The 25556-nt window shown below is 69.0% G+C and carries 24 protein-coding genes; 5 read left to right on the top strand and 19 right to left on the bottom strand.

The annotated features are described in order from the left end of the window. Window positions 1–50: 50 nt before the first annotated feature. The 11 genes from AB0D12_RS09950 to AB0D12_RS09900 all read right to left on the bottom strand — a co-directional run bounded on the left by AB0D12_RS09950 (window position 51) and on the right by AB0D12_RS09900 (window position 11295). Window positions 51–2879: a DEAD/DEAH box helicase gene (locus AB0D12_RS09950; RefSeq protein WP_362679707.1), complete on the bottom strand. Its 2829-nt coding sequence runs from the start codon at window positions 2877–2879 to the stop codon at window positions 51–53. A 208-nt stretch (window positions 2880–3087) separates the two neighbouring features. Next, on the bottom strand, window positions 3088–3990 hold the full coding sequence (gene tatC, locus AB0D12_RS09945; protein WP_362679704.1) for a twin-arginine translocase subunit TatC: 903 nt from the start codon (window positions 3988–3990) through the stop codon (window positions 3088–3090). A gap of 108 nt (window positions 3991–4098) precedes the next feature. Next, window positions 4099–4386, bottom strand: a complete 288-nt coding sequence (gene tatA / locus AB0D12_RS09940) for a Sec-independent protein translocase subunit TatA (RefSeq protein ID WP_362679032.1) — start codon at window positions 4384–4386, stop codon at window positions 4099–4101. 213 nt (window positions 4387–4599) lie between these two features. After that, window positions 4600–4797: a hypothetical protein gene (locus AB0D12_RS09935; RefSeq protein ID WP_362679029.1), complete on the bottom strand. Its 198-nt coding sequence runs from the start codon at window positions 4795–4797 to the stop codon at window positions 4600–4602. A 19-nt stretch (window positions 4798–4816) separates the two neighbouring features. Beyond that, entirely contained in the window at window positions 4817–5071 is a 255-nt protein-coding gene (locus tag AB0D12_RS09930) for a hypothetical protein (protein ID WP_362679027.1), read from the bottom strand. 42 nt (window positions 5072–5113) lie between these two features. Beyond that, window positions 5114–6082 carry a WYL domain-containing protein gene (locus AB0D12_RS09925; protein WP_327322428.1) on the bottom strand — a complete coding sequence of 323 codons (969 nt, stop codon included), beginning with the start codon at window positions 6080–6082 and terminating at the stop codon, window positions 5114–5116. Window positions 6083–6099: 17 nt separating this feature from the next. Then, window positions 6100–7056 (bottom strand): WYL domain-containing protein, encoded by a 957-nt coding sequence (locus AB0D12_RS09920; protein WP_362679024.1) that lies wholly within the window; start codon window positions 7054–7056, stop codon window positions 6100–6102. 128 nt (window positions 7057–7184) lie between these two features. Beyond that, the gene (locus AB0D12_RS09915) at window positions 7185–7559 is read right to left on the bottom strand and encodes an FKBP-type peptidyl-prolyl cis-trans isomerase (protein ID WP_327322430.1); all 375 of its coding nucleotides are present in this window, start codon (window positions 7557–7559) and stop codon (window positions 7185–7187) included. 43 nt (window positions 7560–7602) lie between these two features. Beyond that, window positions 7603–8547 carry an FKBP-type peptidyl-prolyl cis-trans isomerase gene (locus AB0D12_RS09910; RefSeq protein ID WP_362679021.1) on the bottom strand — a complete coding sequence of 315 codons (945 nt, stop codon included), beginning with the start codon at window positions 8545–8547 and terminating at the stop codon, window positions 7603–7605. Between the two features lie 108 nt (window positions 8548–8655). Beyond that, on the bottom strand, window positions 8656–10017 hold the full coding sequence (pafA, locus tag AB0D12_RS09905; protein ID WP_327322432.1) for a Pup--protein ligase: 1362 nt from the start codon (window positions 10015–10017) through the stop codon (window positions 8656–8658). Between the two features lie 9 nt (window positions 10018–10026). Continuing rightward, entirely contained in the window at window positions 10027–11295 is a 1269-nt protein-coding gene (locus tag AB0D12_RS09900; RefSeq protein ID WP_362679018.1) for an MFS transporter, read from the bottom strand. A gap of 478 nt (window positions 11296–11773) precedes the next feature. On the opposite strand from AB0D12_RS09900, the gene AB0D12_RS09895 reads away from it, so the two are divergent. Together AB0D12_RS09895 and AB0D12_RS09890 are read left to right on the top strand one after the other, a co-directional pair. Then, window positions 11774–12934 carry a LacI family DNA-binding transcriptional regulator gene (locus tag AB0D12_RS09895; protein ID WP_362679015.1) on the top strand — a complete coding sequence of 387 codons (1161 nt, stop codon included), beginning with the start codon at window positions 11774–11776 and terminating at the stop codon, window positions 12932–12934. 58 nt (window positions 12935–12992) lie between these two features. Then, window positions 12993–14048 carry a hypothetical protein gene (locus AB0D12_RS09890; RefSeq protein ID WP_362679012.1) on the top strand — a complete coding sequence of 352 codons (1056 nt, stop codon included), beginning with the start codon at window positions 12993–12995 and terminating at the stop codon, window positions 14046–14048. A gap of 112 nt (window positions 14049–14160) precedes the next feature. Here AB0D12_RS09890 and prcA read toward each other — a convergent pair whose 3' ends face one another. The 5 genes from prcA to arc form a co-directional block, all read right to left on the bottom strand. Beyond that, window positions 14161–14928: a proteasome subunit alpha gene (gene prcA, locus AB0D12_RS09885; protein ID WP_362679009.1), complete on the bottom strand. Its 768-nt coding sequence runs from the start codon at window positions 14926–14928 to the stop codon at window positions 14161–14163. A gap of 52 nt (window positions 14929–14980) precedes the next feature. Beyond that, a complete protein-coding gene (gene prcB, locus AB0D12_RS09880; protein ID WP_362679006.1) occupies window positions 14981–15826 on the bottom strand; it encodes a proteasome subunit beta in 846 nt (281 codons plus the stop codon). Window positions 15827–15972: 146 nt separating this feature from the next. Then, window positions 15973–16191 (bottom strand): ubiquitin-like protein Pup, encoded by a 219-nt coding sequence (locus tag AB0D12_RS09875; protein WP_326648749.1) that lies wholly within the window; start codon window positions 16189–16191, stop codon window positions 15973–15975. A 137-nt stretch (window positions 16192–16328) separates the two neighbouring features. Next, the gene (gene dop / locus AB0D12_RS09870) at window positions 16329–17840 is read right to left on the bottom strand and encodes a depupylase/deamidase Dop (RefSeq protein WP_362679003.1); all 1512 of its coding nucleotides are present in this window, start codon (window positions 17838–17840) and stop codon (window positions 16329–16331) included. 236 nt (window positions 17841–18076) lie between these two features. Next, window positions 18077–19843: a proteasome ATPase gene (gene arc, locus AB0D12_RS09865; RefSeq protein ID WP_362679000.1), complete on the bottom strand. Its 1767-nt coding sequence runs from the start codon at window positions 19841–19843 to the stop codon at window positions 18077–18079. Window positions 19844–20096: 253 nt separating this feature from the next. Between arc and AB0D12_RS09860 the strand changes: the two genes are divergently transcribed. Continuing rightward, complete coding sequence (locus AB0D12_RS09860; RefSeq protein ID WP_362678997.1) at window positions 20097–20408, top strand: ferredoxin; 312 nt, start codon at window positions 20097–20099, stop codon at window positions 20406–20408. Between the two features lie 4 nt (window positions 20409–20412). On the opposite strand, the gene AB0D12_RS09855 is transcribed toward AB0D12_RS09860, so the two are convergent. The 3 genes from AB0D12_RS09855 to AB0D12_RS09845 all read right to left on the bottom strand — a co-directional run bounded on the left by AB0D12_RS09855 (window position 20413) and on the right by AB0D12_RS09845 (window position 23708). Next, window positions 20413–20973 carry a hypothetical protein gene (locus tag AB0D12_RS09855; protein ID WP_362678994.1) on the bottom strand — a complete coding sequence of 187 codons (561 nt, stop codon included), beginning with the start codon at window positions 20971–20973 and terminating at the stop codon, window positions 20413–20415. Window positions 20974–21198: 225 nt separating this feature from the next. Beyond that, on the bottom strand, window positions 21199–22086 hold the full coding sequence (locus AB0D12_RS09850) for a tRNA (adenine-N1)-methyltransferase (RefSeq protein WP_326648753.1): 888 nt from the start codon (window positions 22084–22086) through the stop codon (window positions 21199–21201). Between the two features lie 371 nt (window positions 22087–22457). Beyond that, the gene (locus AB0D12_RS09845) at window positions 22458–23708 is read right to left on the bottom strand and encodes a site-2 protease family protein (protein WP_362678991.1); all 1251 of its coding nucleotides are present in this window, start codon (window positions 23706–23708) and stop codon (window positions 22458–22460) included. A gap of 139 nt (window positions 23709–23847) precedes the next feature. On the opposite strand from AB0D12_RS09845, the gene AB0D12_RS09840 reads away from it, so the two are divergent. Both AB0D12_RS09840 and AB0D12_RS09835 read left to right on the top strand, forming a co-directional pair. Next, on the top strand, window positions 23848–24708 hold the full coding sequence (locus AB0D12_RS09840) for a RecB family exonuclease (RefSeq protein ID WP_362678988.1): 861 nt from the start codon (window positions 23848–23850) through the stop codon (window positions 24706–24708). A gap of 14 nt (window positions 24709–24722) precedes the next feature. Continuing rightward, entirely contained in the window at window positions 24723–25394 is a 672-nt protein-coding gene (locus AB0D12_RS09835) for a response regulator transcription factor (protein WP_362678985.1), read from the top strand. The last annotated feature ends 162 nt before the right edge of the window (window positions 25395–25556 follow it).

Raw genomic sequence — 25556 nt, 5'->3', positions numbered from 1 at the left:
CCCGTTCACCAGCGGCCGGTGGTGAACGGGGCCGTCATGCGTCGTCCCGCTCAGCCCACCGAGCTGTACGCCACCACACCCCGCAGCAGCGCGTCGACCGCCCTGCGCGCGTTCTTGGCGACCGTGCTGCCCTCGCGCGGCGCGGCTGCCGCGATCTGGCCGAGGACGTCGATGACCTGCTTGCTCCAGCGGACGAAGTCGCCGGCAGGCATCTCCGCCTCGCGCAGCACCTCGTCCAGGCTCCGGTCGGAAGCCCACTGGTACGCGGCCCAGGCGAAGCCGAGATCGGGTTCGCGCTGTCCGACACCCTCCGACTGGTTGATCTTGAACTCTTCCTCCACGGCGTCGAGCCGGCCCCAGATGTGCACCATCTCGCCGAGTGCGACCTTCGCCTTGCCCGCCGGGACCTTGGGCGCCACCGCGTCGTCCGACTGCCGCGCCTCGTACACCAACGCCGAGGCGCACGCGGCCAGTTCGGCCGGACTGAGTCCCTCCCAGACACCGTCACGCAGGCATTCGCTCGCCAGCAGATCCAGCTCGCCGTACAGCCGGGCGAGCCGCCTGCCGTGCTCGGTGACCTCGTCCCCGCGCAGATAGTCCAGCTCGGTCAGCAGCGCCACGATCCGGTCGAAGGTACGGGCGATGGTGTTCGTACGCCCCTCGATACGCCGCTCCAGCTGCTGGGTGTCGCGCTGCAGCCGGTGGTACCGCTCCGCCCACCGCGCATGGTCCTCGCGCTCGTCGCAACCGTGGCAGGGGTGCGCGCGCAGCTGCGCACGGAGCCGGGCGATCTCACGGTCGTCGGCGGCCGCGGCCCGCTGCTTGCGGTGCCGCTCGGGAACGATGTGGCCGGCCTTCGTCCGCAGCGCGGACGCCAGATCGCGCCGCGACTGGGGCGAGCGCGGATTGAAGGACTTCGGGATCCGCATCCGCTCCAGCGCCTCGACCGGCACCGGGAAGTCCATCGATGCCAGCCGCTTGACCTGCCGCTCGGCGGTCAGGACCAGCGGCCGCGGGCCGTCCTGCTGCTCGAAGCCGCGGTGGCCGTTACTGCGTCCGGCCGGGAAGCCCGGGTCGAGCACCAGCGCGAGGCCCGCGAACTTGCCCGTCGGGACATGGATGACATCACCGGGCTTCAGCTTCTCCAGCGAGGAGGCCGCGGCGGCCCGCCGCTGTGCGACGCCGTGCTTGGCCAGCTCCGTCTCGCGGTCCTTGAGCTCACGGCGCAGCCGTGCGTACTCCTCGAAGTCTCCCAAGTGGCAGGTCATGCCCTCGCGGTAGCCCTCGAGCCCCTCTTCGTTCTTCTGCACCTGGCGACTTATGCCGACGACCGACTTGTCCGCCTGGAACTGCGCGAACGACGTCTCGAGCAGCTCGCGCGAGCGGTGGCGCCCGAACTGCTGCACCAGATTGACGGCCATGTTGTACGAGGGCTTGAAGCTGGAGCGCAGGGGATATGTGCGGGTGCCCGCCAGACCGGCGAGCGCGGCCGGGTCCATGCCCCGCTGCCACAGCACCACCGCATGGCCCTCGACATCGATGCCGCGCCGTCCGGCCCGGCCGGTGAGCTGGGTGTACTCACCAGGGGTGATGTCGGCGTGCTGCTCGCCGTTCCACTTGACGAGCTTCTCCAACACCACTGAGCGGGCAGGCATGTTGATGCCGAGCGCCAGTGTCTCGGTGGCGAAGACGGCCTTGACCAGACCGCGTACGAAGAGCTCTTCGACGACCTCCTTGAAGGTCGGCAGCATGCCGGCGTGGTGCGCGGCGATGCCCCGCTCCAGACCTTCCAACCACTCGTAGTAACCCAGGACATGCAGATCCTCGCCGGGGATGGCGGCGGTCCGCTCCTCGACGATCTCGCGCACCTTGAGCCGCGCTTCCTCGTCGTTGAGCCGCAGCCCCGCGTACATGCACTGCTGTACGGCAGCTTCGCAGCCCGCCCGGCTGAAGATGAAGGTGATCGCGGGCAGCAGCCCTTCCGCGTCGAGCCGCTCGATGACCTCGGGCCGTCCCGGCGTCCAGATCCGGGTGCGCTGGCGCCGCTCACGCTCACGGTCCGCCTCACGGACCATCTTGCCGCGGCGGCGGTCGCGGGGGTTGTACGTGCGCTGGTTCTCCATCCGCGCCAGGCGTACGAGATCGGGGTTGACCTCGCGCCGGGTCACGCCGCGGCCGCCGTGGTCGGTCTCCTCCTCGAAGAGGTCGTGCATCCGGCGGCCGGCCATGACGTGCTGCCACAGCGGCACGGGCCGGTGCTCGGAGACGATCACCTCGGTGTCGCCACGGACGGTGTCCAGCCAGTCGCCGAACTCCTCGGCGTTCGACACGGTGGCCGACAGGGACACCAGGGTCACCGACTCGGGGAGGTGAATGATCACTTCCTCCCAGACGGCACCACGGAAGCGGTCGGAGAGGTAGTGGACCTCGTCCATGACCACATAGCCGAGCCCGAGCAGGGACTGCGAGCCCGCGTACAGCATGTTGCGCAGCACCTCGGTGGTCATCACGACCACCGGTGCCTCGGAGTTGACGCTGTTGTCGCCGGTGAGCAGGCCGACCTTGTCCGCGCCGTAGCGCCTGGCGAGGTCGGTGTACTTCTGGTTGGACAGTGCCTTGATGGGTGTGGTGTAGAAGCATTTGCGGCCCTGCTGAAGAGCCAGGTGGACGGCGAACTCGCCGACGATGGTCTTGCCGGAGCCGGTGGGCGCCGCGACGAGCACGCCCTTGCCCGCTTCCAGGGCCTGACAGGCTTCGATCTGGAAGGGGTCCAGGTCGAATTCGTACAGCGCTCGGAAGGGGGCCAGCGCAGTGGCCTCCTCAGCAGCGCGAATACGGGCAGCGGCGTAGCGCTCAGCGGGAGAGAGGTCCTCGGTCATCTTGCTCACGAGCCTACCCGTCACCTATGACAGAGAGCGCGATCTTTAATTGACCGGGGCAAGTACCGGTACGGGCGCCCGCACGAGCACCCGCACGGCGCACGGCACGCACGAGCGGCCGGTTGCGCGGCGTGCGCGCCCCGGCCGCGTCCTGCGGTGGGATTGACGAAAAGGTGATCCCGCCGGTCACCCGGCGGACCCTGCAAGGTCAGGTGACGTCGTCGTAACCGTTGAGCCGGTTCGAACGCCCACCGTCCGCTTCGCCGCCGGTCTGCTCCGGTACGGAGCGCGAGGCCAGGACGGGCTCGACGTCACTGACGGCATCGGGGGTCAGATCGAGGTCGGAGGCCTCGTCGTCGTCGAGCTCGGCGTCCGGGTCGTTGCGGCGTCGCCGCTTGTCGTTCAGCAGCGAGAAGCCGACGGCCATGAAGTAGAGGATGCTCATCGGTCCGGCCAGCGCGATCATGCCGATCGGGTCCGTCGTCGGGGTGATCACGGCACCGAATACGAAAACACCCATGATGACGCCGCGCCACCACCGGGCCATGCGCCGGCCGCTGAGGACGCCTGTGAGGTTGAGCATCACCAGCACGAGCGGCAGCTCGAAGGCGATCCCGAAGACGAGCACCATCCGCAGGGTGAAGTCGAGGACATCGCCCAGCGACAGGATGTTCGCCGAGCCGTCCGGCGTAAGGCTGATCAGGACCTTCACGCTGACGGGGAGGATGAGGTACGCAAGGTAGGCACCGGCGGCGAACAGCGGTACCGCCGCGGCGACGAAGGCGTACGTGTACCTCTTCTCGCTCTTGTGCAGTCCAGGTGCCACGAAAGCCCAGAGCTGGTAGAGCCAGACCGGGCTCGCGACGACGAGGCCGGTGGTCAAGCTCAGCTGGATCGTGGTGCTGAAAGGCGCAATCAGCGTGTTGAAGGAGACGATCGCGCAGTTTCCGCCGTTACTCGTCACGCCCGGCGGACATTTGGGCACCGACTTCGTCAGGAACTGCATGAGCTGCTCGCTGTACATCAGGGCCACAATTGTGACCGCCACGATGGCGAGCATTCCCTTCGCGAGCCGGTTGCGAAGCTCTCGCAGGTGCTCCACGAGAGGCATCCGCCCCTCGGGGTCCTTCTCCTGCTTGCGGGCAGACTTGAGCAACCCACGTCCTCATCTCGTGCGGCAGGCCATCACCGTTGTTTCGGTGCCTGCGGCGGCCCAGGGTCAGCGCTTGGTGGTGTCGGTCGGCTCGGTCACGGGACGTGAGCTGGTCACATCACCGGGCGCGGCCTGGATGGTGCGCGGCGCGGGCTGGTCCTGGGCGGCGCCCGGCTGCGGCGGGTCGGCCGGGGCGCTCTGCGTGTCGTCCGACTTCATGGCCTTGGCCTCACTCTTGAGGATTCGGGCCGACTTGCCCAGCGAACGGGCCATGTCCGGAAGCTTCTTGGCGCCGAACAGCAGGACGATGACGACAAGGATGAGAATGATCTCGGTGGGGCCGAGCCTACCCATAGCTGATTACCTTCTTCACCGAGGCGACAGGGAGTCTGATTGCCCGACTGCCGGACAAATGTCTGGCCACCGCGCTACCAGCGATCGTAACCCGCAGGAGTAAACACAGGGCAATGCCTGCGCATACGCACGATTGCAGCCCGTGCCCCCACTGTCTGGGCCGCCACCAGCAGCGTACCGCTCGCGGTCTCGGCGCAGCAGAGTGCACCCGGGCTAGCGCAAGGCGTCACCGGTGCGGGCCAAACCGGTCGCCGCGTTCTCCAGATCCTCCGCGGCCCGGTTGATCCGCTCGGCGGTGCGGGCCACCTCGATGCCCAGCCGCTGGGCCTCGAGAAAGACGCGGATACCGAGGACGCCGAGTACAGCGATCCCGAGGAAGCCGAGGGCGATGGCGAGCATGGGCCAGAGCATGGGCAGAACCTAGACCGTTCTAGACGGTGGAGTAGAGGCGCAGGGTCCGTACGCCGCCGCCGGTGAGGAGCTCGACGATGCGCTCCCCGGCCGGCTTGCGGACGGCCATGTCGCACTCGGGGCAGGTGAAGGAGTAGAAGGTGGTGCGACGGCTGGCTCCGATGGCGAGCCGCAGCGCCCCTGCGGAGAGCTCGAAACGAGCGCGGCACTCGGGGCACGCGGCCGTGTAGAGGACCGGCCCCACCGTCGCCGGAATTCCAGACATCACAGACATGCCGCGCGAATCCCCTTATTTCTGAGCGTCATAGGCAGCGAGTTATTCCTGAGCGTCATAAGCAGCGAGCGCCTCACGCGCCGCCAGCCGGGCACTGTCCGTCAGGTCCTGCGGCGAGACGATCCGCCCGTCCCGCCCCAGCCGCAGCGCCAGCCGCCGCAGCGAAGCGGGAGCAGGCGTACGCAAAGTGATGCGCAGACCACCCTCCGGCAGCTCCTCCGCGCTGTCGTGCGGGTAGTACTCGGCGACCCAGCGCCCGCCGGGGCCGACCTCGACCACGACCTCCGGATCGTCCGCCGACGGCTGCACCAGCCCCTCGGACAGATCCCGCAGCTCGATCTCGGGCGGTGCGGCCGGGGCGTCGAGCAGCTTGATCTCGGCCACCCGGTCGAGGCGGAAGGTCCTGCGCGCCTCGGAGAGACGGCACCATGCCTCCATATACGTATGCCCCACCGCGAAGAGCCGGATCGGGTCCACCTCGCGCTCGGTGAGCTCGTCGCGCGCGGGCGAGTAGTACTTCAGCCACAGCCGCCGCCGTTCCGAGATCGCCCGGTCCACATCGGCGAAGACACCGCCCTCGGACTGGAAGGTGACCGAGAGCCGGGAGCTCGCGCCGGCCGCCTCGCCCGCCGCGGTCTCCAGTTTGGCGGTGGCCCGCAGCAGCGCCTCGCGGTCGCCCTCGCGCAGCCCGGGCAGGGTGGCGACGGCGCGCGCGGCCACCAGCAGGGCGGTCGCCTCGTCGGCAGCGAGCCGCAGCGGCTCAGCTGTACTCGTGCCGGAGGCATCCGGATTGCGCCACCAGATGCGGTCACCGTCAGTGTCGATGTCGAGCAGATCGCCGCCGCGGAAGCTGGTCCCGCACATCGGCAGTACGTCGAGGTCGGAGATCAGCTCGTCCTCGGTGATCCCGAAGGCGCGGGCGACGTCCCCCACGCGCGCGCCGGGGCGCTCGCGCAGATAGGTCACCAGCGAGAGCATTCGCCGGGTCTGGTCAATGGCGTTGGCGGCCATGGTTGTACGAGTCCCCCTCAGCCCTTGGCCACGGCACGGAGCCGGTCGACCACATCGGCCCGCAGATCCGCGGGCTCCAGTACGACGACGTCCGGGCCGAATTCCACGAGCCAGGCATCGAGCCCGTGCCCGTACGGAATCTCCAACTCGTCCCAGCCCTCGCCCAGTTCCCGGATGGACTGTGCTCTTGAGCGCAGCGGATAACCGCAGCCGGTGCGCAGCCGGATCACCGCGGAGCGGGTCGCGGTCTCACCCGCCCAGCTCTCGACGGTCTCACGAACGGTCACGACGTCGGGCACGGGCGCGGTGAACGAGCCGACGCGGGAGCGGACCCGGCCGGTGATACGGGAGAGCCGGAAGACCCGCTCGGCGCCCCGGTCCCGGTCCCAGCCGGCGAGATACCAGTGACCGCGCCAGAACTCGAGCGTCCATGGTTCGACCTGGCGCTGCTCGGGGCGGGCGGCATTGGCCTTGCGGTAGTCGAAGACAACGGGCCGCCGGTCGCGGCAGGCGAGCATCAGCGGTTCGAAGGCGGCCTCATGGACCGGGATGCGGGGCTCGAGCGCGCTGTGATGAGCCTCGTACGAATCCCCGGCCTCGGGCATACCGGCCGCGCGCAGCTTCTGCAGGGCGCCGCTGGCGGCTCCGGCCAGCCGCGCCTGCTGCCAGACCTTGGCCGCGAGGCCGAGGGCAGCGGCCTCCTCGGCGTCCAGTGTGATGGCGGGCAGCCGGTTGGAGTCGCGACGGGCGAGATACCCGGTGTCGCCGTCGAGGTTCTCCACCGTCTCGATGACCAGGCCGAGTTCGCGCAGATCGTCCTTGTCGCGCTCGAACATCCGGTTGAAGGAGTCGTCGGAGCCGGCCTCCAGATAGGCCTCGATGGACCCACGCAGCTCGCGCTTGCTGAGCGGACGCCGGGTCCCCAGCAGGCACAGCGCCAGATTCATCAGCCGCTCGGCCTTGGCAATGGCCATCGACGCCCTTCGCCCCCATCTACGTAGCACTTCTGAGCGTTGACCGTACCGCTCCGGGCTGTCGGGGCAAAAGCCGAGGGCCCACGCCAGACGGCATGGGCCCTCGTTACGCTACGAAGCGATCGGACTCAGACAGCAACCAGATCGCAGACGAAGATCAGCGTCTCGCCGGGAGCGATGGCGCCGCCACCGGCGCCGCGCTCGCCGTAGGCAAGGTGCGCGGGGATGATCAGCTGGCGACGGCCGCCGACCTTCATACCCTGCACGCCCTGGTCCCAGCCGGAGATGACCTGGCCGACACCGAGCTGGAACTGCAGCGGAGTGCCGCGGTTCCAGGACGCGTCGAACTCCTCGCCGGTGGAGAAGGCCACGCCCACATAGTGGACGGAGACGGTGTCGCCGGCCTTGGCCACCGGTCCGTCACCCTCCCAGATGTCCTTGATCTCCAGGTCGGCCGGCGGCTCGCCACCCGGGAAATCGATCTCGGGCTTCTCGATGCTCACTGAACTGCTCCTCTAAATGATGAACGGGGCAACCGGGACAGTCTTACACCTTTGTCAGAAGGTCCACGGCGAAGACGAGCGTCGAGTTCTTCGGCACGCCCTGCTTCTCCTCGGCCCCGAATGCCTGGTCCGGCGGGATGACCAGCAGCAGGCGGCTGCCGACCTTCTTGCCGACGAGACCGTCCTTGAGGCCCTTCAGCGTCACCTGCGCCAGCGGGAAGGTCTGGGGCTTGCCCCGCTGGTACGTGCTGTCGAACTTCTTGGCGCCGTTCCAGAGATAGGCCTCGTAGTTCACGATGACGGTGTCCTTCGCCGTGACCACCGGGCCCGTGCCCTCGAGCACGTAGTTGGAGACGAGCTTCTTCGGCGGGTCGGACTCCTTGGGGAAGGTGACCGAAGGGGCCTTGCCATCGGTGTTGATGCCCACCTTCGGCAGGTCGATGTTGTCCTGTGCGACCTCGGTGCCCTTGGCGGACACCGGAATAGTGGTCGCCTTCAGAATGTCGACGACAAAGACCAGAGTGGAGTTGGCCGGGATCTGGTCGCCCTTGGCCTGATCCCCGTAACCGAGCGCCGGCGGGATCGACATCTCGACACGGCTGCCGACCTTCTGGCCCTCGAGGCCCTTCTCCCAGCCCGGGATGACATCGCCGGCACCGAGCGTGAGGTCGAGCGGTTCCTTGCGGTCGAAGCTGTTGTCGAACGGCTTGTCCGAAACCCAGGTCTGCCCGAGGTAATTGACCTGAAGGGCATCGCCCTTCTTGGTCGTCGCGCCGTCACCCTTGCTGATGACTTCGACCTTCAGCTCCTTGGGCGGATCACCTTCGCCCTTCGCCAGGGTCGGCTTCTGACCGAACTTGGCGCCGGCGGTGATCGCAGGCAGTCCGTTTTTGGACGAGGTGGAGTCGGAGCCCTTGTCGTCACTGCCGCACGCCACTGTCGACAACAGCAGCAAGGGGACGACGAGAAGGCCGGCAAGTCGGCGCACGTGTTCCTCAGATCTCAGACGGCACAGTAGTTGCCCGACACTCTAGGGCGTGCCAAGGGCCCCGTACGAGGACGTACGGGGCCCGAGTCGCGTTCCACCGGATGGCGGCTACATACCGGCGATGAGCTTCTCCACCCGGTCATCGACCGACCGGAACGGGTCCTTGCACAACACGGTGCGCTGCGCCTGGTCGTTGAGCTTGAGGTGCACCCAGTCGACGGTGAAGTCCCGCCGCTGCTCCTGAGCCCGGCGGATGAAGTCGCCGCGCAGCCGCGCCCTGGTGGTCTGCGGGGGCACCGACTTGCCCTCGAAGATCTTCAGGTCGTTGCAGATCCGGGCGGCCTGGCCCTTCCGCTCGAGGAGGTAGTACAGCCCCCGGCGGCGGTGGATGTCGTGGTATGCGAGGTCTATCTGAGCGACTCGCGGATGCGACATGGTCATATTGTGCTTGGCCCGGTACCGCTCGATGAGCTTGTACTTCATCACCCAGTCGATCTCGGTGCCGATCCGGTCGAGGTCCTCCGAATCGATCGCGTCCAGCGTGCGGCCCCAGAGTTCCAGGACCTGCTCGACGGTGCCGGTGCGGATCCCGCGCCGCTCGACGAAGTCCACGGCTTTCTCGTAGTACTCGCGCTGCACTTCGAGGGCCGAGGCCTCGCGGCCGCTGGCCAGGCGCACCTTGCGCTGTCCGGTGATGTCATGACTGACCTCGCGGATCGCCCGGATCGGGTTCTCCAGGGTCAGATCGCGCATGACCGTGCCCGCCTCGATCATGCGCAGTACGAGGTCGGTCGCGCCGACCTTCAGCAGCATGGTCGTCTCGGACATGTTCGAGTCGCCGACGATGACATGCAGACGGCGGTAGCGCTCCGCGTCGGCGTGTGGTTCGTCGCGGGTGTTGATGATCGGGCGGGAGCGGGTGGTGGCGGAGCTGACGCCCTCCCAGATGTGCTCGGCGCGCTGGCTGACGCAGTAGACCGCGCCACGCGGGGTCTGCAGTACCTTGCCCGCGCCGCACAGCAGCTGACGGGTGACCAGGAACGGAATGAGGATGTCCGCGAGCCGGGAGAACTCTCCGTGGCGGGCGACGAGATAGTTCTCGTGGCAGCCGTAGGAGTTTCCCGCCGAGTCGGTGTTGTTCTTGAAGAGATAGACGTCGCCCGCGATTCCCTCCTCGTGCAGGCGGCGTTCGGCGTCGACGAGCAGGCCTTCGAGAATGCGCTCGCCCGCCTTGTCGTGCGTGACCAGTTCGGTCACGTTGTCGCATTCGGGAGTTGCGTATTCCGGATGCGAACCCACGTCGAGGTAGAGGCGGGCGCCGTTCCGCAGGAAGACATTGCTGCTGCGGCCCCATGAGACAACACGGCGGAAGAGGTAGCGCGCCACTTCGTCAGGTGACAGTCGGCGCTGTCCCCTGAACGTGCACGTGACGCCGTACTCGTTCTCCAGCCCGAAAATGCGGCGGTCCATGTCTGAACATTACGCCTCAAGGCCTGTGCTGAAACCGGGTTCGGCAGCACCGTTTCGATCATTTTCCGATGAGCTCGCGATGTCCTTGGTACGGCCGGGAACTGCGAGTACCCGCTGAGTGGCCATCAGAACCATGAGTGCGGCGATCCCTCCGGCTCCGGCGACGGCGAAGCTCCAGCTCGTCCCGCCCAGCTCGACCGCCGGGCCCGCGACAGCCGTTCCGACCGCCGCGCCGACGCCGAAGGTCGTGACGAGCCAGGAGAAGGCCTCTGTCACCGTGCCGCTCGGAGCGTGCCGGTCGACGACGATGAAGGCGCAGGCGATCGCGGGCGCCAGGAAGACTCCGGCGACGGCGGAGAGCGCGGTCATGGCGACCACGCCGGGGGTGAGCGCGAGCGGCAGATAGCCGAGCGCGAGCAGGGCGACGATGAAGCGCAGGCGGCGCTCGGGTGCTCCGGCCCACTGCCGGGCGCCGTAGACCACGCCGCCGAGGAGTGCGCCGAGGCCGAGGGCGGCCATCAGCCAGCCGTACACCGCCTGGCGGCCGTGGTCGTCGGCGTACGCGACGCCGGCGACGGTGATGGAGCCGAGCGCGAGGCCGACGAAGAAGAAGGCGCCGAGGAGAGCGAGCAGCCCGGGTGAGCGCAGTGCGCCGAGCCAGTGGGCCTCGCGGGGTGCGGAACGCCAGGTGCGGGACGGTTCGGCGAGGACGACGGAGAGCGCACCGAGCACGCCCACGGCGTTGATGACGAGCAGGGCGGCGGCGGGCGACCAGAGCGAGACGAGCAGGGTGACCAGCAGTGGGCCGACGGTGAACATGACTTCCTGGGCCACGGCGTCCATCGCGTAGGCCCGGTGCACCTGGTCCTCACGGCCGAGGACGCTGGGCCACAGGGCCCGCAGTCCGCCTTCGAGGGGCGGGGTGAAGAGGCCCGCGACAACCACGGCGGCGTACGCGGCGGGCAGTGAGCCGGTGCCGACGGCGGCGAGGAGGGTCATGCCGAGGGCGGAGAGGACGGCGGCGGGCAGCTGGACCCGGGGCTGTCCGTGCAGGTCCACGGCGCGGCCGAGCAGCGGCTGGCCCACCGCGGTCGCCAGTCCGTACACGGCGGCGAGCGCCCCGGCGAGGGTGTAGCTGCCGCCTTCGGCCCGGGTGAACAGGACGATGGCGATGTGGGCGGTGGCGTTGGGCAGCCTGCCGACGAGCGTGCCGGCGAGCAGCCGTGCCGCGTGCGGCGCCTTGAGGATGTCTGCGTAGCCGGTGGCTCCCAGGGCCATATTCCGCCCCTCTCTCCCGGCTCGACCCGAGGTTTTACGTATAACGTGGTCGGTCATACGTACCATGTCGGCAGTCCGCGGGTCCACCGCGGGCGCATAACGGAACGAGCGGCGGGCGGCGAGCGCCGAGCGGCGGAGGACGGCACCGATGGCACACGGGTCCCAGGACGAGCCCGCGGCACCCGCCCCCGGGACCGACGGCCTCGTGGCAGGCGGGCGGCAGCCCGCCGGACCGGGCGAAAGGGGGCCGGGCGGCGCCCTGGGGGCCGAGAGGCCCGGCTCACCCCGGCCGGCGGACCGCCCCGCCCGCGGGCCGTCGGACCAAGAGCCGCCCACCGGCACCGCGGCAGACCGGGCGCCCTCTGCCGGACCCCGCGCCTCCGACGCGCCCGCAGGCGGAACGGCCCCGGCCGCCGCCCCCGCCGCCCCCGCGGAAGCCCGACCAGGCCTGTCGCGCGACCGCCCCACTCACGGCGCGGTGGACGAGGAACCGCCCACCACCGGCGGAGCCACGAGCCGAACCGGACCGGCCGCCGCACACACGGCCGGGGGTCCTGGCCCCGCCCGGCCGGGCGAACCGCCCACCCACGCCACGGCGGAAGGAAGCGAGCCGCCCACCGGCCACCGCAGCGAGAGCAGCCCCCGGCCCACCAGCCGGGATGTCGCCCGGGCCGCCGGGGTTTCGCAGGCCACCGTGTCGCTCGTCCTCGGTGACAAGTGGCGCGGCAGGGTGTCCGAGCGGACCGCCGGGCTGGTGCGGGATGCCGCGCGCGAACTCGGGTACCGGCCGAATCTCGCCGCCCGCAATCTGCGGCTCGGGCGGACCAGGACCGCGCTGCTCGTCGTCCCGGCCCTCACCAACGAGTTCTTCGCCCGCGTCTACACGGGCGCGGCCACCGTCGCCGCCGAGCACGGCTTCGGTGTGGTGCTCTACCCCTCCCCCGAAGGCATCGGCCCCGCCAAGGACCCCTTCGCCTCCGCCCGTGCCGCGCTCGACGGGGTGATCGCCTCCTCCATGGCCGCCGAGGCGCTGACCGCCATCCGCGGTACGGACCTCCCGCTGGTGATGCTCGACAGCGACCCGGCCGACCCCGGCGCCGTGGCCCACGTCAACCTCGATATCGCCGACGGCATGCGGCAGATGACGGACCATCTCCTCGCACTCGGCCACCGTCGCTTCGTCCATCTCGCCTCGGCCGTGGCCTCCTGGACCTTCGACGTACGGGCCCGGGCTCTCCACGAGCACCTGCGTGACGTCCCCGACGCCGTCGTACGGACTGTCCCCGCGCCGCTCGACGTGGGCAGCGCACGCGCGGCCGTGGAGCGGGCGCTCATCGGCCCGGGACCGCGGCCCACCGCCATCCTCTGCGACGACGACATCCTGGCCGCCGGAGCCTGCAAGGCGGTACGCCGGCTGGGCCTGCGGGTGCCCGAGGACATCTCCGTCACCGGCTTCGACGATCTCGCGCTCGCCACGGCCGTGGAGCCCGAGCTCACCACGGTGCGCCTGCCCGCGGAACGGGTCGGCGAGCGCGGCATGTCCGCGCTGCTCGCGGTCCTCGACGGCCGCCCGCCCGAGGAGGGCGATCTCCCGGTGAATCTGGTCGTACGGGACTCGTCGGCCGCCCCCTCTTCTTGATCCCGTCCGTGCGGACCGGTCTTGAGCCCACGAGACCTGCCATGGAACCATCACGATCATGATGAGTACGGCGGCGAATCCGATCGACGCGACGCTGATCGGAACGGTTCCCGCGACAGGCTGGATCGAGCCGCTCTCCGAGAGACGTCTTTCGGTCAGGACGGACGACCGGCTCGAGATACACGACCGGGAGGCGTTCCTCGCCGGCACGCCGTCCCCCACGCAGTCGCTGCGCCTCCCGGCGCACTCCGCGGCGACCCCGTTGCCCGACGGAGGCCTCGTCGTCGCCGAGGGGACCCGAATCCGCGCCCTGGACCCCGACGGCAGCACCCGCTGGGAACTGGCCCACGCGCCCTGGCACGGCGGCCAGTGGAACCCGAGGCCACCGGGCGCCCCGGCCGCGAGCCCGGACGGCGGGCTCGTCAGTGTCGTGGTTCCGACGCTCGCCGACGGCGACACCCCGGCGGCGCTGGTCTACGACGATCCGCCCCGGCACCGGTACGCCCGCGACGCCCTGCTCCTCATCGACACCGCGTCCGGCCAGGTCAGAGCGCGGCGGCCGATCGGTGCGGTCGCCTCGGACGTGACGCAGCGGTGGCATCCGGACGGATCGCTGCTCGCCCTCTCCTGCTGGACGGCCTGGTACAGCTGGTCGACCTGGTGGATCGAGCCGCGCCGGGACGGGCTGCACATCCGCGGCGGCACGACCATGCGCGAGGTGATCGACTTTCTGCCGGTTACGTCGCGTGTGCTCACGCTGCGGCGCGCCGAGGCGATCGCCCACAATGACGACCGCGACGAGCTCGCGTCACACGATGTGAGCGCGGATGACCCGGCCGGACTGCTCGACCTCGGCGAACTGGCCGTCGACCCCGACAACGACGAGTTCACCGGTGCGTATCTGCTCGATACCGCGCACGTCCTGGTCACCGGCCGGGTGTACCTTCCCGGGCGCCCGGCGGCGGTCCGCCACTGGCTCTGTGACACGGCGACACTGCTGCCGCTCGGCCGGGTCCGCTACCCCGTGCCGGTCGGTGCTGAGGCGACCCCGCTCGGTGACGGGAGCTGGCTCACCCGGGACCGCGAACGCCTCCACCACTGGGCGCTCCCCTGAGCCGGCGATACGGCTGCGCCCAGGAACCGCACAAGGCGGTCCGGGGCGCAGCCGTGTAAAGCCGTGTCTATGGTTGTCAGCGGTCGTCTTCGGTCGTCGTCAGCGGTCCGGGCTACTCGCCGCCGCCCTCTTCCGTCTCTTCGGTGTCCGACGGGGCATCCGTCGGGGTCGAGGCGGCGCCGTCGGCCTCGAGCAGCCGCGACAGCTGCCGCCCGACGATGCGCTTGAACTTCCGCTGCTGCGGTCGCGTGCGGTCCAGAACAGCCACCTCCAGCCGCTCCGCGGGGATTTCCCGGTCGTTGCCGTTGGTCTGGTTGGACAGGGCCTGGACGGCCAGCTTCAGTGCCTCCGCCAGCGACATTCCGTCACGGTGCCGCTGGTCGAGGTAGGTGCTGATCTGTTCGGAATTGCCGCCGACCGCGACCGAGCCGTGCTCGTCCACGATCGATCCGTCGTGCGGCAGCCGGTAGATCTGGTCGCCCTCAGGTGTGGCGCCGACCTCGGCGACGACCAGCTCCACCTCGTACGGCTTCTCGGCCGCACTGGAGAAGATCGTGCCCAGGGTCTGGGCGTAGACGTTGGCGAGCCCACGGGCCGTCACATCGTCGCGGTCGTAGGTGTATCCGCGCAGATCGGCGTAGCGCACGCCGCCGATCCGCAGGTTCTCGTACTCGTTGTACTTGCCGGCCGCGGCGAAGCCGATCCGGTCGTAGATCTCACTGAATTTGTGCAGGGCACGGGACGGGTTCTCACCGACGAAGACGATGCCGTCGGTGTACTGCAGCACGACGAGGCTGCGACCACGGGCGATGCCCTTCCGGGCGTATTCCGCCCGGTCGGCCATGGCCTGCTGGGGTGAGACATAGAACGGCGTCGACACCGGCTATCCGTCCCTTTCTGTCAGTGGCATATCGGGTCAGAAGAAGGGGGCATCAGAGCAGCGAGGCGCGCGGGCCGTCGGGCCGTTCGAGGCGCCGCTCCAGGATCGACCGGGCGACCTCGGAGGACTCGGCCTCGGTGAGCTTGCGGAAGCCCTCGTCGGTGATGACGGTGACGATGGGGTAGATCCGCCGTGCCACGTCCGGCCCGCCGGTCGCCGAGTCGTCGTCGGCCGCGTCGTACAGCGCCTGGATGACCAGGGTGACGGCCTGCTGCTCGGTCATGTCGTCGTGGTACAGCTTCTTCATCGCCCCGCGGGCGAAGATCGAACCGGAGCCGGTGGCCGCGTAACCGTGCTCCTCGGAGCGGCCGCCCGTCACGTCGTACGAGAAGATGCGGCCCTTCTCCCGGTCCACGTCGTAGCCCGCGAAGAGCGGCACGACGGCCAGGCCCTGCATGGCCATGCCGAGGTTGCCTCGGATCATGGTGGAGAGCCGGTTGGCCTTGCCCTCCAGGGAGAGCTGGGCGCCTTCGACCTTCTCGAAGTGCTCCAGCTCGAGCTGGAAGAGCTTGACCATCTCGACCGCGAGGCCGGCGGTGCCGGCGATGCCCACGGCCGAGTACTCGTCGGCCGGGAAGACCTTTTCGATGTCGCGCTGGGCGATCAAGTTGCCCATGGTCGCCCGACGGTCACCGGCGAGCACCACACCGCCGGGAAACGTCGTCGCGACAATGGTCGTGCCGTGCGGTGCCTCGATGGCGCCCTGCACGGGCGGCAGGACGCGCTTGCCGGGCAGCATCTCCGGGGAGTGCTGGCCCAGGAAGTCCATGAACGAGGACGAGCCGGGCGTCAGGAAGGCTGCCGGCAGACGCCCGGTGCTACGAGGGTTGGCTTCCACGCGTTTCCTTCCGGATTGGCGGCGGCCCGCCATGTCGGGCGCGGGCCGATCTTACGAACTGTGCACGGACCTTACCCGCGCCGTCGCCGGTCATCCGCCCCGGTGCCACCGGCTTTCGCCGACGGCACCGAGACGGACAACAGGTGCTACTCCCCGCCCTTTTGGACAAAGGAACGCACGAAGTCCTCGGCGTTCTCCTCGAGGACGTCGTCAATCTCGTCCAGTACGGAGTCGACGTCGTCCGACAGCTTCTCCTGGCGCTCCTTGAGGTCCTCAGAAGCCTGCGCTTCCTGCGTCTGCTCCTCGGTCTCCTCAGTGGAACGCGTGGCCTTCTGCTGTCCGCCGCCGGTGTCCTTGGTCGCCATATCCCTCACCCCGCTCGGTTTGCCCTGACGTGAGTTCGTTCGGTCAAGATCAGACCCTACAAGCAGGGTCCGACATCGGCCCCGCACTTGCCTCAACGTCCGGGGACCACCTCGATGATTCCCGGACTGGAACCATTTCAGCCCCCGGACAGCACCCGGACCAGGTCTTCCGCGGTCCGGCACCGGTCCAGGAGCTCCTTGACGTGGTTGCGTGTACCGCGCAGCGGTTCCAGCGTCGGCACCCGCTGCAGCGAGTCCCGGCCCGGCAGATCGAAGATCACCGAGTCCCAGGAGGCCGCGGCGACGTCGTCGGCGTACTGCTCCAGGCAGCGACCGCGGAAGTACGCACGGGTGTCCTCGGGCGGCTTCGTCCTGGCCCGCGCGACGTCCGGCTCGTCCAGGAGCCGTTTCATCTTCCCGCGGGCCGCCAGCCGGTTGTACAGGCCCTTCTCGGGGCGTACGTCGGCGTACTGGAGGTCCACCAGATGCAGCCGTGCCGCGTCCCACTCGAGGTTGTCACGCCGCCGGTAGCCCTCCATGAGCTCCTTCTTGGCGATCCAGTCCAGCTCGCCGGACAGGCTCATCGGGTCGTTCTCGAGCCGGTTGAGCGTGTCCTCCCAGCGGATCAGGACGTCCCTGGTCTGTTCGTCGGCGTCCACCCCGAAGCGCTCCTCGACGTACTTCCGCGCCAGCTCGAAGTACTCCATCTGGAGCTGGACTGCGGTGAGTGTCCGGCCGCTGCGCAGCGTGACCAGCCGCTTCAGGGTCGGGTCGTGGGAGACCTGGTGCAGGGTGCGTACGGGCTGGTCGACGGCCAGGTCCACGGCGATGAAGCCGTCCTCGATCATGGACAGGACCAGGGCCGTGGTACCCAGCTTCAGATAGGTCGAGATCTCCGACAGGTTCGCGTCGCCGATGATCACATGGAGCCTGCGGTATTTCTCGGCGTCGGAGTGCGGCTCGTCGCGGGTGTTGATGATGGGCCGCTTGAGGGTGGTCTCGAGCCCGACCTCGACCTCGAAGTAGTCGGCGCGCTGGCTGATCTGAAAGCCGTGCTCATGGCCGTCCTGGCCGATTCCGACCCGTCCGGCGCCGGTGACGACCTGGCGGGAGACGAAGAACGGCGTCAGATGGCGCACGATGTCCGAGAAGGCGGTCTCCCGCTTCATCAGATAGTTCTCGTGGGTCCCGTAGGAAGCGCCTTTGTTGTCGGTGTTGTTTTTGTAGAGGTGGATCGGCTGGGCGCCGGGGAGCTGGGCCGCGCGCTCGGCGGCCTCCGCCATGATGCGTTCGCCGGCCTTGTCCCAGAGCACGGCGTCGCGCGGGTTGGTCACCTCGGGCGAGCTGTATTCCGGGTGGGCATGGTCGACGTAGAGCCGCGCACCGTTGGTGAGGATGACATTGGCGAGGCCGATGTCCTCATCGGTGAGCTGGCTGGAGTCGGCGGCCTCGCGGGCGAGGTCGAAGCCGCGGGCGTCCCGCAGCGGATTCTCCTCCTCGAAGTCCCAGCGTGCGCGCCGCGCCCTGTGCATCGCCGCCGCGTAAGCGTTGACGATCTGGGACGAGGTGAGCATGGCATTGGCGTTCGGGTGGCCAGGAACGGAGATTCCGTACTCCGTCTCGATGCCCATTACTCGCCGTACGGTCATGCGGCCCTCCTTGCCCGGCGGCGCTCCCCTCCGGGAACGGCGCTCAAGTACCGCTGTCTCTCCGGTGCGTGTGCGGTGCCCGTCCCCGCACTGCGCGACTCGGCGGTACCGAAGAGCCTAGAACGCCTCTGCGCTGGTGGGGAGATCAATTGCGTCATTGCTCCGGTATGGCCGGACCTGTCAAGAAAGCAACCGGCTGCGGATGCCCGGCCGGGCATCCGCAGCCGGTGTGCGTTCTACAGGTACTGCCCGGTGTTTGCCACCGTGTCGATGGAACGCCCTGTGTCCGCGCCCTGCTTTCCGGTGACAAGGGTACGGATGAAGACAATCCGCTCGCCCTTCTTTCCGGAGATCCGGGCCCAGTCGTCCGGGTTGGTGGTGTTCGGCAGGTCCTCGTTCTCCTTGAACTCGTCCACGCAAGCCTGGAGGAGATGGGAGACCCGGAGGCCCTTCTGGTTCTGATCGAGGAAGGCCTTGATGGCCATCTTCTTGGCCCGGTCGACGATGTTCTGGATCATTGCGCCGGAGTTGAAGTCCTTGAAGTACAGGACTTCCTTGTCGCCGTTGGCGTACGTGACCTCGAGGAAGCGGTTCTCCTCGGACTCCGCGTACATCTGCTCGACGACCGACTGGATCATCGCGTGTGCCGCGGCGTCCTTGGAGCCGTTGTGCTCGGAAAGGTCGTCCGAGTGCAGCGGCAGCGAAGCCGTCAGGTACTTGGCGAAGATGTCCTTCGCGGCCTCCGCGTCCGGACGCTCGATCTTGATCTTCACATCGAGCCGGCCGGGCCGCAGGATCGCGGGGTCGATCATGTCCTCACGGTTGGAGGCGCCGATGACGATGACGTTCTCCAGGCCCTCCACACCGTCGATCTCGGCGAGCAGCTGCGGGACGATGGTGTTCTCCACGTCCGAGCTGACACCGGAACCACGGGTGCGGAAGAGGGATTCCATCTCGTCGAAGAAGACGATGACGGGGGTGCCCTCACTCGCCTTCTCCCGGGCACGCTGGAAGACGAGGCGGATGTGCCGCTCGGTCTCACCGACGTACTTGTTGAGGAGCTCGGGGCCCTTGATGTTGAGGAAGTAGCTCTTCCCCGCGGGCTGGCCGGTCACCTCGGCGACCTTCTTGGCAAGGGAGTTGGCGACCGCCTTCGCGATCAGCGTCTTGCCGCATCCGGGCGGGCCGTAGAGCAGGATGCCCTTCGGCGGCCGCAGTTCGTGCTCCTTGAAGAGGTCCGGATAGAGGTAGGGGAGCTCGACCGCGTCGCGGATCATCTCGATCTGGCCGCCCAGACCGCCGATCTTGTCGTAGTCGACGTCCGGGACCTCTTCGAGGACGAGTTCCTCGACCTCGCTCTTGGGAACGACCTCGTAGACGTAGCCGGAGCGGGGCTCGAGGAGCAGGGCGTCGCCGGGGCGGATGGTGATGTCCAGCAGCGGCTCCGCGAGCCGCACCACCCTTTCCTCGTCGGTGTGCCCGACCACCAGGGCGCGCTCGCCGTCCTCGAGGATCTCCTTGAGGGTGACGATGTCCCCGGCACGCTCGTACTCCATGGCCTCGACCACGTTGAGCGCCTCGTTGAGCATGACTTCCTGGCCGCGCCGGAGCTCGTCGAGCTCGACGCTGGGGCTCACATTCACCCGGAGCTTGCGGCCCCCGGTGAAGATGTCACATGTGCCGTCCTCATTCGCCTGCAGGAAGACACCGAAGCCGGCCGGCGGCTGTGCGAGCCGGTCGACCTCCTCCTTGAGGGCCACGATCTGGTCGCGGGCCTCGCGGAGTGTGTTGGCGAGCCGCTCGTTCTGTGCGGACACGCCGGCCAGGTTGGTCTGCAACTCGACGATCCGCTCTTCGAGAATCCTCGTATGACGCGGAGAGTCGGCGAGCTTGCGGCGCAGGACGGCGATTTCCTGCTCGAGATAGGCAACCTGGCCGGCTGGGTCTTCAGACCCCCGCCCCGGCCGGATGCCGCGGTTGATGTCGTCGTCGTGGGCTGCCACGGTCCTCACCTCCTCCAAGGGGAGCTGGACGCTTCCTGACCCTACCTGCGTGGGTGATGATTGAAACCCCTAGATCACAAAGACGGTAGGGGCGTGTCCGATCTTCACCCTTGCGCTCTCCCTTACGCCAGAGGAATACCCACCCAACAACATCGGAAAGCGGGCGGAGGTATCGTCGAAGCGTTCAACACCCGTCAGGGCTGGCACGACTTGCTTCACATTGCTACACCCGACGAAGGAAACGGCAGGAGATATGACCGTGCAGGACGAGGCCCCCACTCAAGGCGTCGGGGAGGCTCTGGAGGTCTGGATCGACCAGGACCTCTGCACAGGGGACGGGATCTGCGCCCAGTACGCCCCGGAGGTCTTCGAGCTCGACATCGACGGGCTCGCCTACGTGAAGAGCACCGGCGACGAACTGCTCCAGAACCCGGGCGCCACAACGCCCGTACCCCTGCCGTTGCTGAGGGATGTCGTGGACTCCGCGAAGGAGTGCCCGGGCGACTGTATCCACGTACGTCGCGTTTCGGACAGGGTCGAGGTCTACGGACCCGACGCAGAGTGACGGATCACACACCGCGCGCTTCGGCGGGGACGGTGCGTACGAACTTCCCGCCCCTCCACTGCCACTTGACCTTCTCCTGCTTGTCGGGGCAGCAGCTCGGGACACCGGGCGAGGAGTAGCCGAGCAGCGTCGCCGTGACCGCTCCGTCACGTACGGCGAAGTCGCCGACGCTCTGCTTCTGCGCGGGCTCGAGGAGCGTCGCGACGACGCGCGGGCCCGTCCCGTTGCCCCGGGTCAGTACGAAGATGGCGCTCGGCGGGGTGCCGGAGCCTGCGTCGCAGCGGGCCACCGCCACGGTCTCGGGGCTGCCGTCGCCGTCGAGATCGCCCGAGGCCTTCTTGGTCACCACACTTTTCGCGCCGCCGCACTCCAGCGGAAGCCGCACTCCCGCGGGGTCGGGCGCCGGGGCTGCGGCGGTGCTGATCTGCGGCTGGGACGCGGTGGCGGCCTTGGGCTGCAGCAGTCCGGCGGCCGCGACGACCGCTGCCATCGCCGTCGCGGTGGCGAGCCAGTGCACCGGGCGGGCGTCGGTGTGCGCGAGGTCCGGGACGGCGGAGGTCTGCACGCGGGATGTCTCCTGGGAAGGCGGTACCGGCGGGGAGTCAGCGACGGGAGGAAGTCTGCATCGTGCCATACGTCACAGCGAGTGCGGAACAGTGGGGTCCGTAACTCTCACGTAAAGACACCTGACGTACACACGGTGTGGAGATGGTCAACGCGATGACGCCGCCGCCGAGTTCTCCGTGGTGTCACGGGAACTCGGCGGCGGCGTCGGTGCATTGTGCGGGAGTCAGCCCTTGTTGGGGCCTTCGTAGTCATCGCCGTACGCACCCTTGGCGGGGCGACGGCGGCGCATCGGGGGCTCCACACCGTCGGCGAGACGGCGGGCGGTGACGAGGAAGCCGGTGTGGCCGATCATCCGGTGGTCCGGGCGGACGGCCAGTCCTTCGACGTGCCAGTTGCGGATCATCGACTCCCAGGGCTGCGGCTCGGCGAAGCATCCGATCTCCCGGATGGACTCGACGGTGCGCGCGAGCTGGGTGGTGGTCGCGACGTAGCAGCAGAGGATTCCGCCGGGGACGAGCGCCTTGGAGACGGCCTCCAGGCACTCCCAGGGGGCGAGCATGTCCAGGATGACGCGGTCGACGTCGGCGTCGGTCAGGTTGTCCTGGAGGTCGCCGACAGTGAGCTGCCAGGCAGGGTGCGGGCCGCCGAAGTAGCGCTCCACATTCTGCTGGGCGATCTCGGCGAAGTCCTCGCGGCGCTCGTAGGAGTGCAGCATGCCGTGGTCGCCGATGGCGCGCAGCAGGAAGGCACTGAGCGAGCCGGAGCCCACCCCCGCCTCGACGACGCGAGCGCCGGCGAAGATGTCGGCGAAGGCCAGGATCTGCCCCGCGTCCTTGGGGTAGACCACGGCGGCACCGCGGGGCATGGACAGGACATAGTCGGGGAGCAGGGGGCGCAGCGCGAGGTAGGCGACGTTTCCCGTGGTACGGACAACACTGCCCTCGGGAGCCCCGATCAGCTCGTCGTGCGGGAAGGAACCCTTGTGGGTGTGGAAATTCTTCCCGGCCTCGAGCGTGAACGTGTAGTGGCGTCCCTTGGGGTCGGTGAGCTGGACCTGGTCCCCGACCTTGAAGGGCCCGCGTCGGCGGGCGGCACCGGTCGGTTCGGACATGTGAACAGCCTACCGGGCCGGGCCGGGCCCCGATGACCACGTGAAGTCTGCCGGACAGCCTGGCCCTGGCGAGCCCGGGCGCGGTTCCTCGACCCCGGGACCCTGCCCCGGCCGCCCGGCCCGTGGTCCTGGCGACCCCACCCCGGCCGCCCGGCGAGTGAGCCGAGCCCGCCGCGCCTGTGGGCCGGGCCCGCCCGAGCGCACCCTGAGCGCTCACCTCTGCGGCGAGTGAGCCGAAGGGGCGCGCGGGTATCGAAAGGGAGAGCGCGCGGAGGCCGCGAGGAACGAGTGGTCGAGCACGGTCGACCGTCGACAGACGCCAAAGCGCCCTGGAGGCGAACCGAGCCTCTGAGAAGGAGCGAACCGAGCCTCTAAGAAGACGCAGGCCGGGCCATGGCGGCGACGAAGGCGCGCTCGACATCTGCCGTGGACAGGACGCCGTAGATCTCGCCCGTCTCCTCGACCACCAGGTACTCCGTCGCCGGCGAGGCCCTGAGCCTGTCGAGGAGCGCCTCGCCGGCCAGTTCGGCCGAGACCTTCATGCCCTCGGTGAGTTCCTGTGCGAGGCCGCTGACGGCGACCCAGGGGCGGCGGTGTTCTGGGACACCGACGATGGCTGTCTCGCGGACCAGGGCCTTCGGGTCGCCGTGGCCGTCGACGACGACCAGGGCGCGGGCGCCGGCCTCGTTGGCGCGGCGCAGGGCCTCGGAGAGCGGGGTGTCGGACTCGACGGGAACGGCGCGCCTGGTGAGCGTACGGGCCTCGAGCTCCGGGAGGTGTTCACGCAGCCGCGCCATCCGCAGGCTGTTGCCGGCCCCGGTCCAGATGATCGCGGCGAGGATCGCGGCGAGCAGCGCGTCGGTGACGGTCTCCATGCCGCCGATGTCCTCGGTGGCATTGCCGAGCGCTCCGGTGTGGGTGAGGAGCGGCAGGCCGATGAGGACGGTGACGGCAAGCGCCCGGCCGACCCAGGCGGCGGCGATCGTGCCCGACATCGGCTTGCCGGTGATCTTCCAGACGACGGCGCGCAGCATCCGGCCGCCGTCCAGCGGCAGGCCGGGCAGCAGGTTGAACGCGGCGACGATGAGGTTGGAGATCATCAGGCCGGCGAGCAGCACGCCGGGGACGGTGCCCGGCTCGACGGCCTTCACCCCCAGATAGAAGATGCCGGACAGGACGAGGGAGAGCAGCGGCCCGACGAAGGCCAGGATGAACTCCCGGCCCGGGGTCTCGGAGTCCTTCTCGATCTCCGAGACGCCGCCGAAGAACTGGAGCTGGATGCGGCGCACCGGCAGTTTGAAGCGCAGCGCGGCGATCGTGTGCGCCAGTTCGTGGACGAGTACGGAAGCGTAGAAGGCGACCGCGAAGAAGAGGGAGACGAGATAGCGGACGCCGCCGAGTTCGGGGAGCACCCGGTCGAGCTGGCCGCCGAACACCCAGGTGATGAGGGCGGCGACGATGAACCAACTGGGGGCGACGTAGACAGGCACCCCGAAGGGACGGCCCATGAGGATTCCGCCGCCGGGGCCGTCGGAGCGCCGCGGCTTGCCTCCGCCGGGGTTCGCTCCCCCCGTTCCGGACTGCGGCCGCTCGCGATCACCGCTCGTGTCGTCCTCGTTCACGGGTTCCCTTCGTTGCGGAGTACGTCGCTCGCTCGGTCATCTCGGTCATCTCGATCATGCATCTCGATCATGCAGTGCGCAGCGTCTGACGTCGATGGTATTCCGCTCGCTGTCAGTGGCGGGCCGTAGGGTCTGAGTCATGAGTACGAGCCAGCAGCCCACATCGCTGTCGCCGTCGCGGGCGAGCGACTTCATGCAGTGCCCCCTGCTGTACCGGTTTCGGGTGATCGACAGGCTGCCGGAGAAGCCCAGTGAGGCAGCTACCCGCGGCACGTTGGTCCACGCGGTGCTGGAGCGGCTCTTCGACGCCCCGGCGGCTGAGCGAACGGCTCCGCGCGCCAAGGCGCTGATCCCGGGCCAGTGGGACCGACTGCTCGAGACAAAGCCGGAGCTCGGTGAGCTGTTCGCCGAGGATGCCGACGGCGTGCGGCTGGCGGGCTGGCTGGGCGAGGCGGAACAGCTGGTCGAGCGGTGGTTCTCGCTTGAGGACCCGACCCGCCTCGAGCCCGCCGAGCGGGAGATGTTCGTCGAGACGGAGCTGGAGTCGGGGCTGCGGCTGCGCGGCGTCATCGACCGGGTCGATGTCGCGCCCACCGGCGAGGTGCGGATCGTCGACTACAAGACGGGCAAGGCCCCGCGTCCTGAGTACAGCGAGGGCGCGCTGTTCCAGATGAAGTTCTACGCCCTGGTGATCTGGAGGCTGAAGGACGTGGTGCCGCGTCGGCTGCAGCTCGTATATCTGGGCAGCGGCGATGTGCTGACGTACGACCCGGTCCCGGCGGACCTGGAGCGTATGGAGCGCAAACTGCTGGCGCTCTGGGACGCGATCAAGCAGGCGACCGAGACGGGCGACTGGCGGCCGCGGCCGACCAAGCTGTGCGGCTGGTGCGACCACCAGGAAGTCTGTCCGGAATTCGGCGGCACTCCCCCGGTTTATCCGCTAAGCATTTCCCCGACCGCATCGGCGGAGGATGGCCAGGGCAGAATGGGCCCGGTCTAAACGAAGGAGTACCCGTGGCTATCCGCGTCCTACTGGTCGACGACCAACCGCTGCTGCGTACCGGCTTCCGGATGATCCTGGAGGCGGAGCAGGACATCGCGGTCGTCGGCGAGGCCGGGGACGGCCTCCAGGCTCTGGACCAGGTGCGGGCGCTGCAGCCCGATGTGGTGCTGATGGACATCCGGATGCCGCGGATGGACGGGGTCGAGGCGACCCGGCAGATCACCGGGCCCGGCCGGGACGGTCCGGCCAAGGTGCTGGTGCTGACCACCTTCGACCTCGACGAATATGTGGTGGAGGCGCTGCGCGCCGGCGCGAGCGGCTTCCTGCTGAAGGACGCGCCCGCCGATGAGCTGGTGCAGGCGATCCGGGTGGTCGCGGCGGGCGAGGCGATGCTGGCGCCGAGCATCACCCGCAGGCTGCTCGACAAGTACGCGGACCATCTGCCGTCCGGCGACGAGCCGGTCCCCAACACGCTGAACACGCTGACCGAGCGTGAGATGGAGGTGCTCAAGCTCGTCGCGCGGGGCCTGTCCAACGCCGAGATCGCCGCGGACCTCTTCGTCAGCGAGACCACCGTCAAGACGCATGTGGGCCATGTCCTGACGAAGCTGAGCCTGCGCGACCGCGTACAGGCCGCGGTGTACGCGTACGAAAGCGGTCTGGTGCGTCCCGGCGCGCAGTAGGTCACCCGGGAAAAGAGCAAGCGGCGGGGGGGGGGGGGGCCCCCCCCCGGGGGGAATACGGGTAACCCGGGGGGGGGGGGGGGGGCCGCCCCCCCACCGGGGTCGCCGGTACCCTCGGGGGTGGGGGGCGCCCGGCGCCCCTGTCCCCCCCCCGCTAATGCC

The sequence above is a fragment of the Streptomyces sp. NPDC048479 genome (genome assembly GCF_040651435.1).
Taxonomy (GTDB): Bacteria; Actinomycetota; Actinomycetes; order Streptomycetales; family Streptomycetaceae; genus Streptomyces.
This window is presented reverse-complemented; position numbering and strand designations above follow the sequence as displayed.

What these genes read in the sequence shown, in the direction of transcription:
- AB0D12_RS09950 (WP_362679707.1), bottom strand. Translation starts at nt 2,879, where the DNA reads ATGACCGAGGACCTCTCTCCCGCTGAGCGCTACGCCGCTGCCCGTATT.
- tatC (WP_362679704.1), bottom strand. Translation starts at nt 3,990, where the DNA reads ATGCCTCTCGTGGAGCACCTGCGAGAGCTTCGCAACCGGCTCGCGAAG.
- tatA (WP_362679032.1), bottom strand. Translation starts at nt 4,386, where the DNA reads ATGGGTAGGCTCGGCCCCACCGAGATCATTCTCATCCTTGTCGTCATC.
- AB0D12_RS09935 (WP_362679029.1), bottom strand. Translation starts at nt 4,797, where the DNA reads ATGCTCTGGCCCATGCTCGCCATCGCCCTCGGCTTCCTCGGGATCGCT.
- AB0D12_RS09930 (WP_362679027.1), bottom strand. Translation starts at nt 5,071, where the DNA reads ATGTCTGTGATGTCTGGAATTCCGGCGACGGTGGGGCCGGTCCTCTAC.
- AB0D12_RS09925 (WP_327322428.1), bottom strand. Translation starts at nt 6,082, where the DNA reads ATGGCCGCCAACGCCATTGACCAGACCCGGCGAATGCTCTCGCTGGTG.
- AB0D12_RS09920 (WP_362679024.1), bottom strand. Translation starts at nt 7,056, where the DNA reads ATGGCCATTGCCAAGGCCGAGCGGCTGATGAATCTGGCGCTGTGCCTG.
- pafA (WP_327322432.1), bottom strand. Translation starts at nt 10,017, where the DNA reads ATGGACCGCCGCATTTTCGGGCTGGAGAACGAGTACGGCGTCACGTGC.
- AB0D12_RS09900 (WP_362679018.1), bottom strand. Translation starts at nt 11,295, where the DNA reads ATGGCCCTGGGAGCCACCGGCTACGCAGACATCCTCAAGGCGCCGCAC.
- AB0D12_RS09890 (WP_362679012.1), top strand. Translation starts at nt 12,993, where the DNA reads ATGATGAGTACGGCGGCGAATCCGATCGACGCGACGCTGATCGGAACG.
- AB0D12_RS09875 (WP_326648749.1), bottom strand. Translation starts at nt 16,191, where the DNA reads ATGGCGACCAAGGACACCGGCGGCGGACAGCAGAAGGCCACGCGTTCC.
- dop (WP_362679003.1), bottom strand. Translation starts at nt 17,840, where the DNA reads ATGACCGTACGGCGAGTAATGGGCATCGAGACGGAGTACGGAATCTCC.
- AB0D12_RS09860 (WP_362678997.1), top strand. Translation starts at nt 20,097, where the DNA reads ATGACCGTGCAGGACGAGGCCCCCACTCAAGGCGTCGGGGAGGCTCTG.
- AB0D12_RS09850 (WP_326648753.1), bottom strand. Translation starts at nt 22,086, where the DNA reads ATGTCCGAACCGACCGGTGCCGCCCGCCGACGCGGGCCCTTCAAGGTC.
- AB0D12_RS09840 (WP_362678988.1), top strand. Translation starts at nt 23,848, where the DNA reads ATGAGTACGAGCCAGCAGCCCACATCGCTGTCGCCGTCGCGGGCGAGC.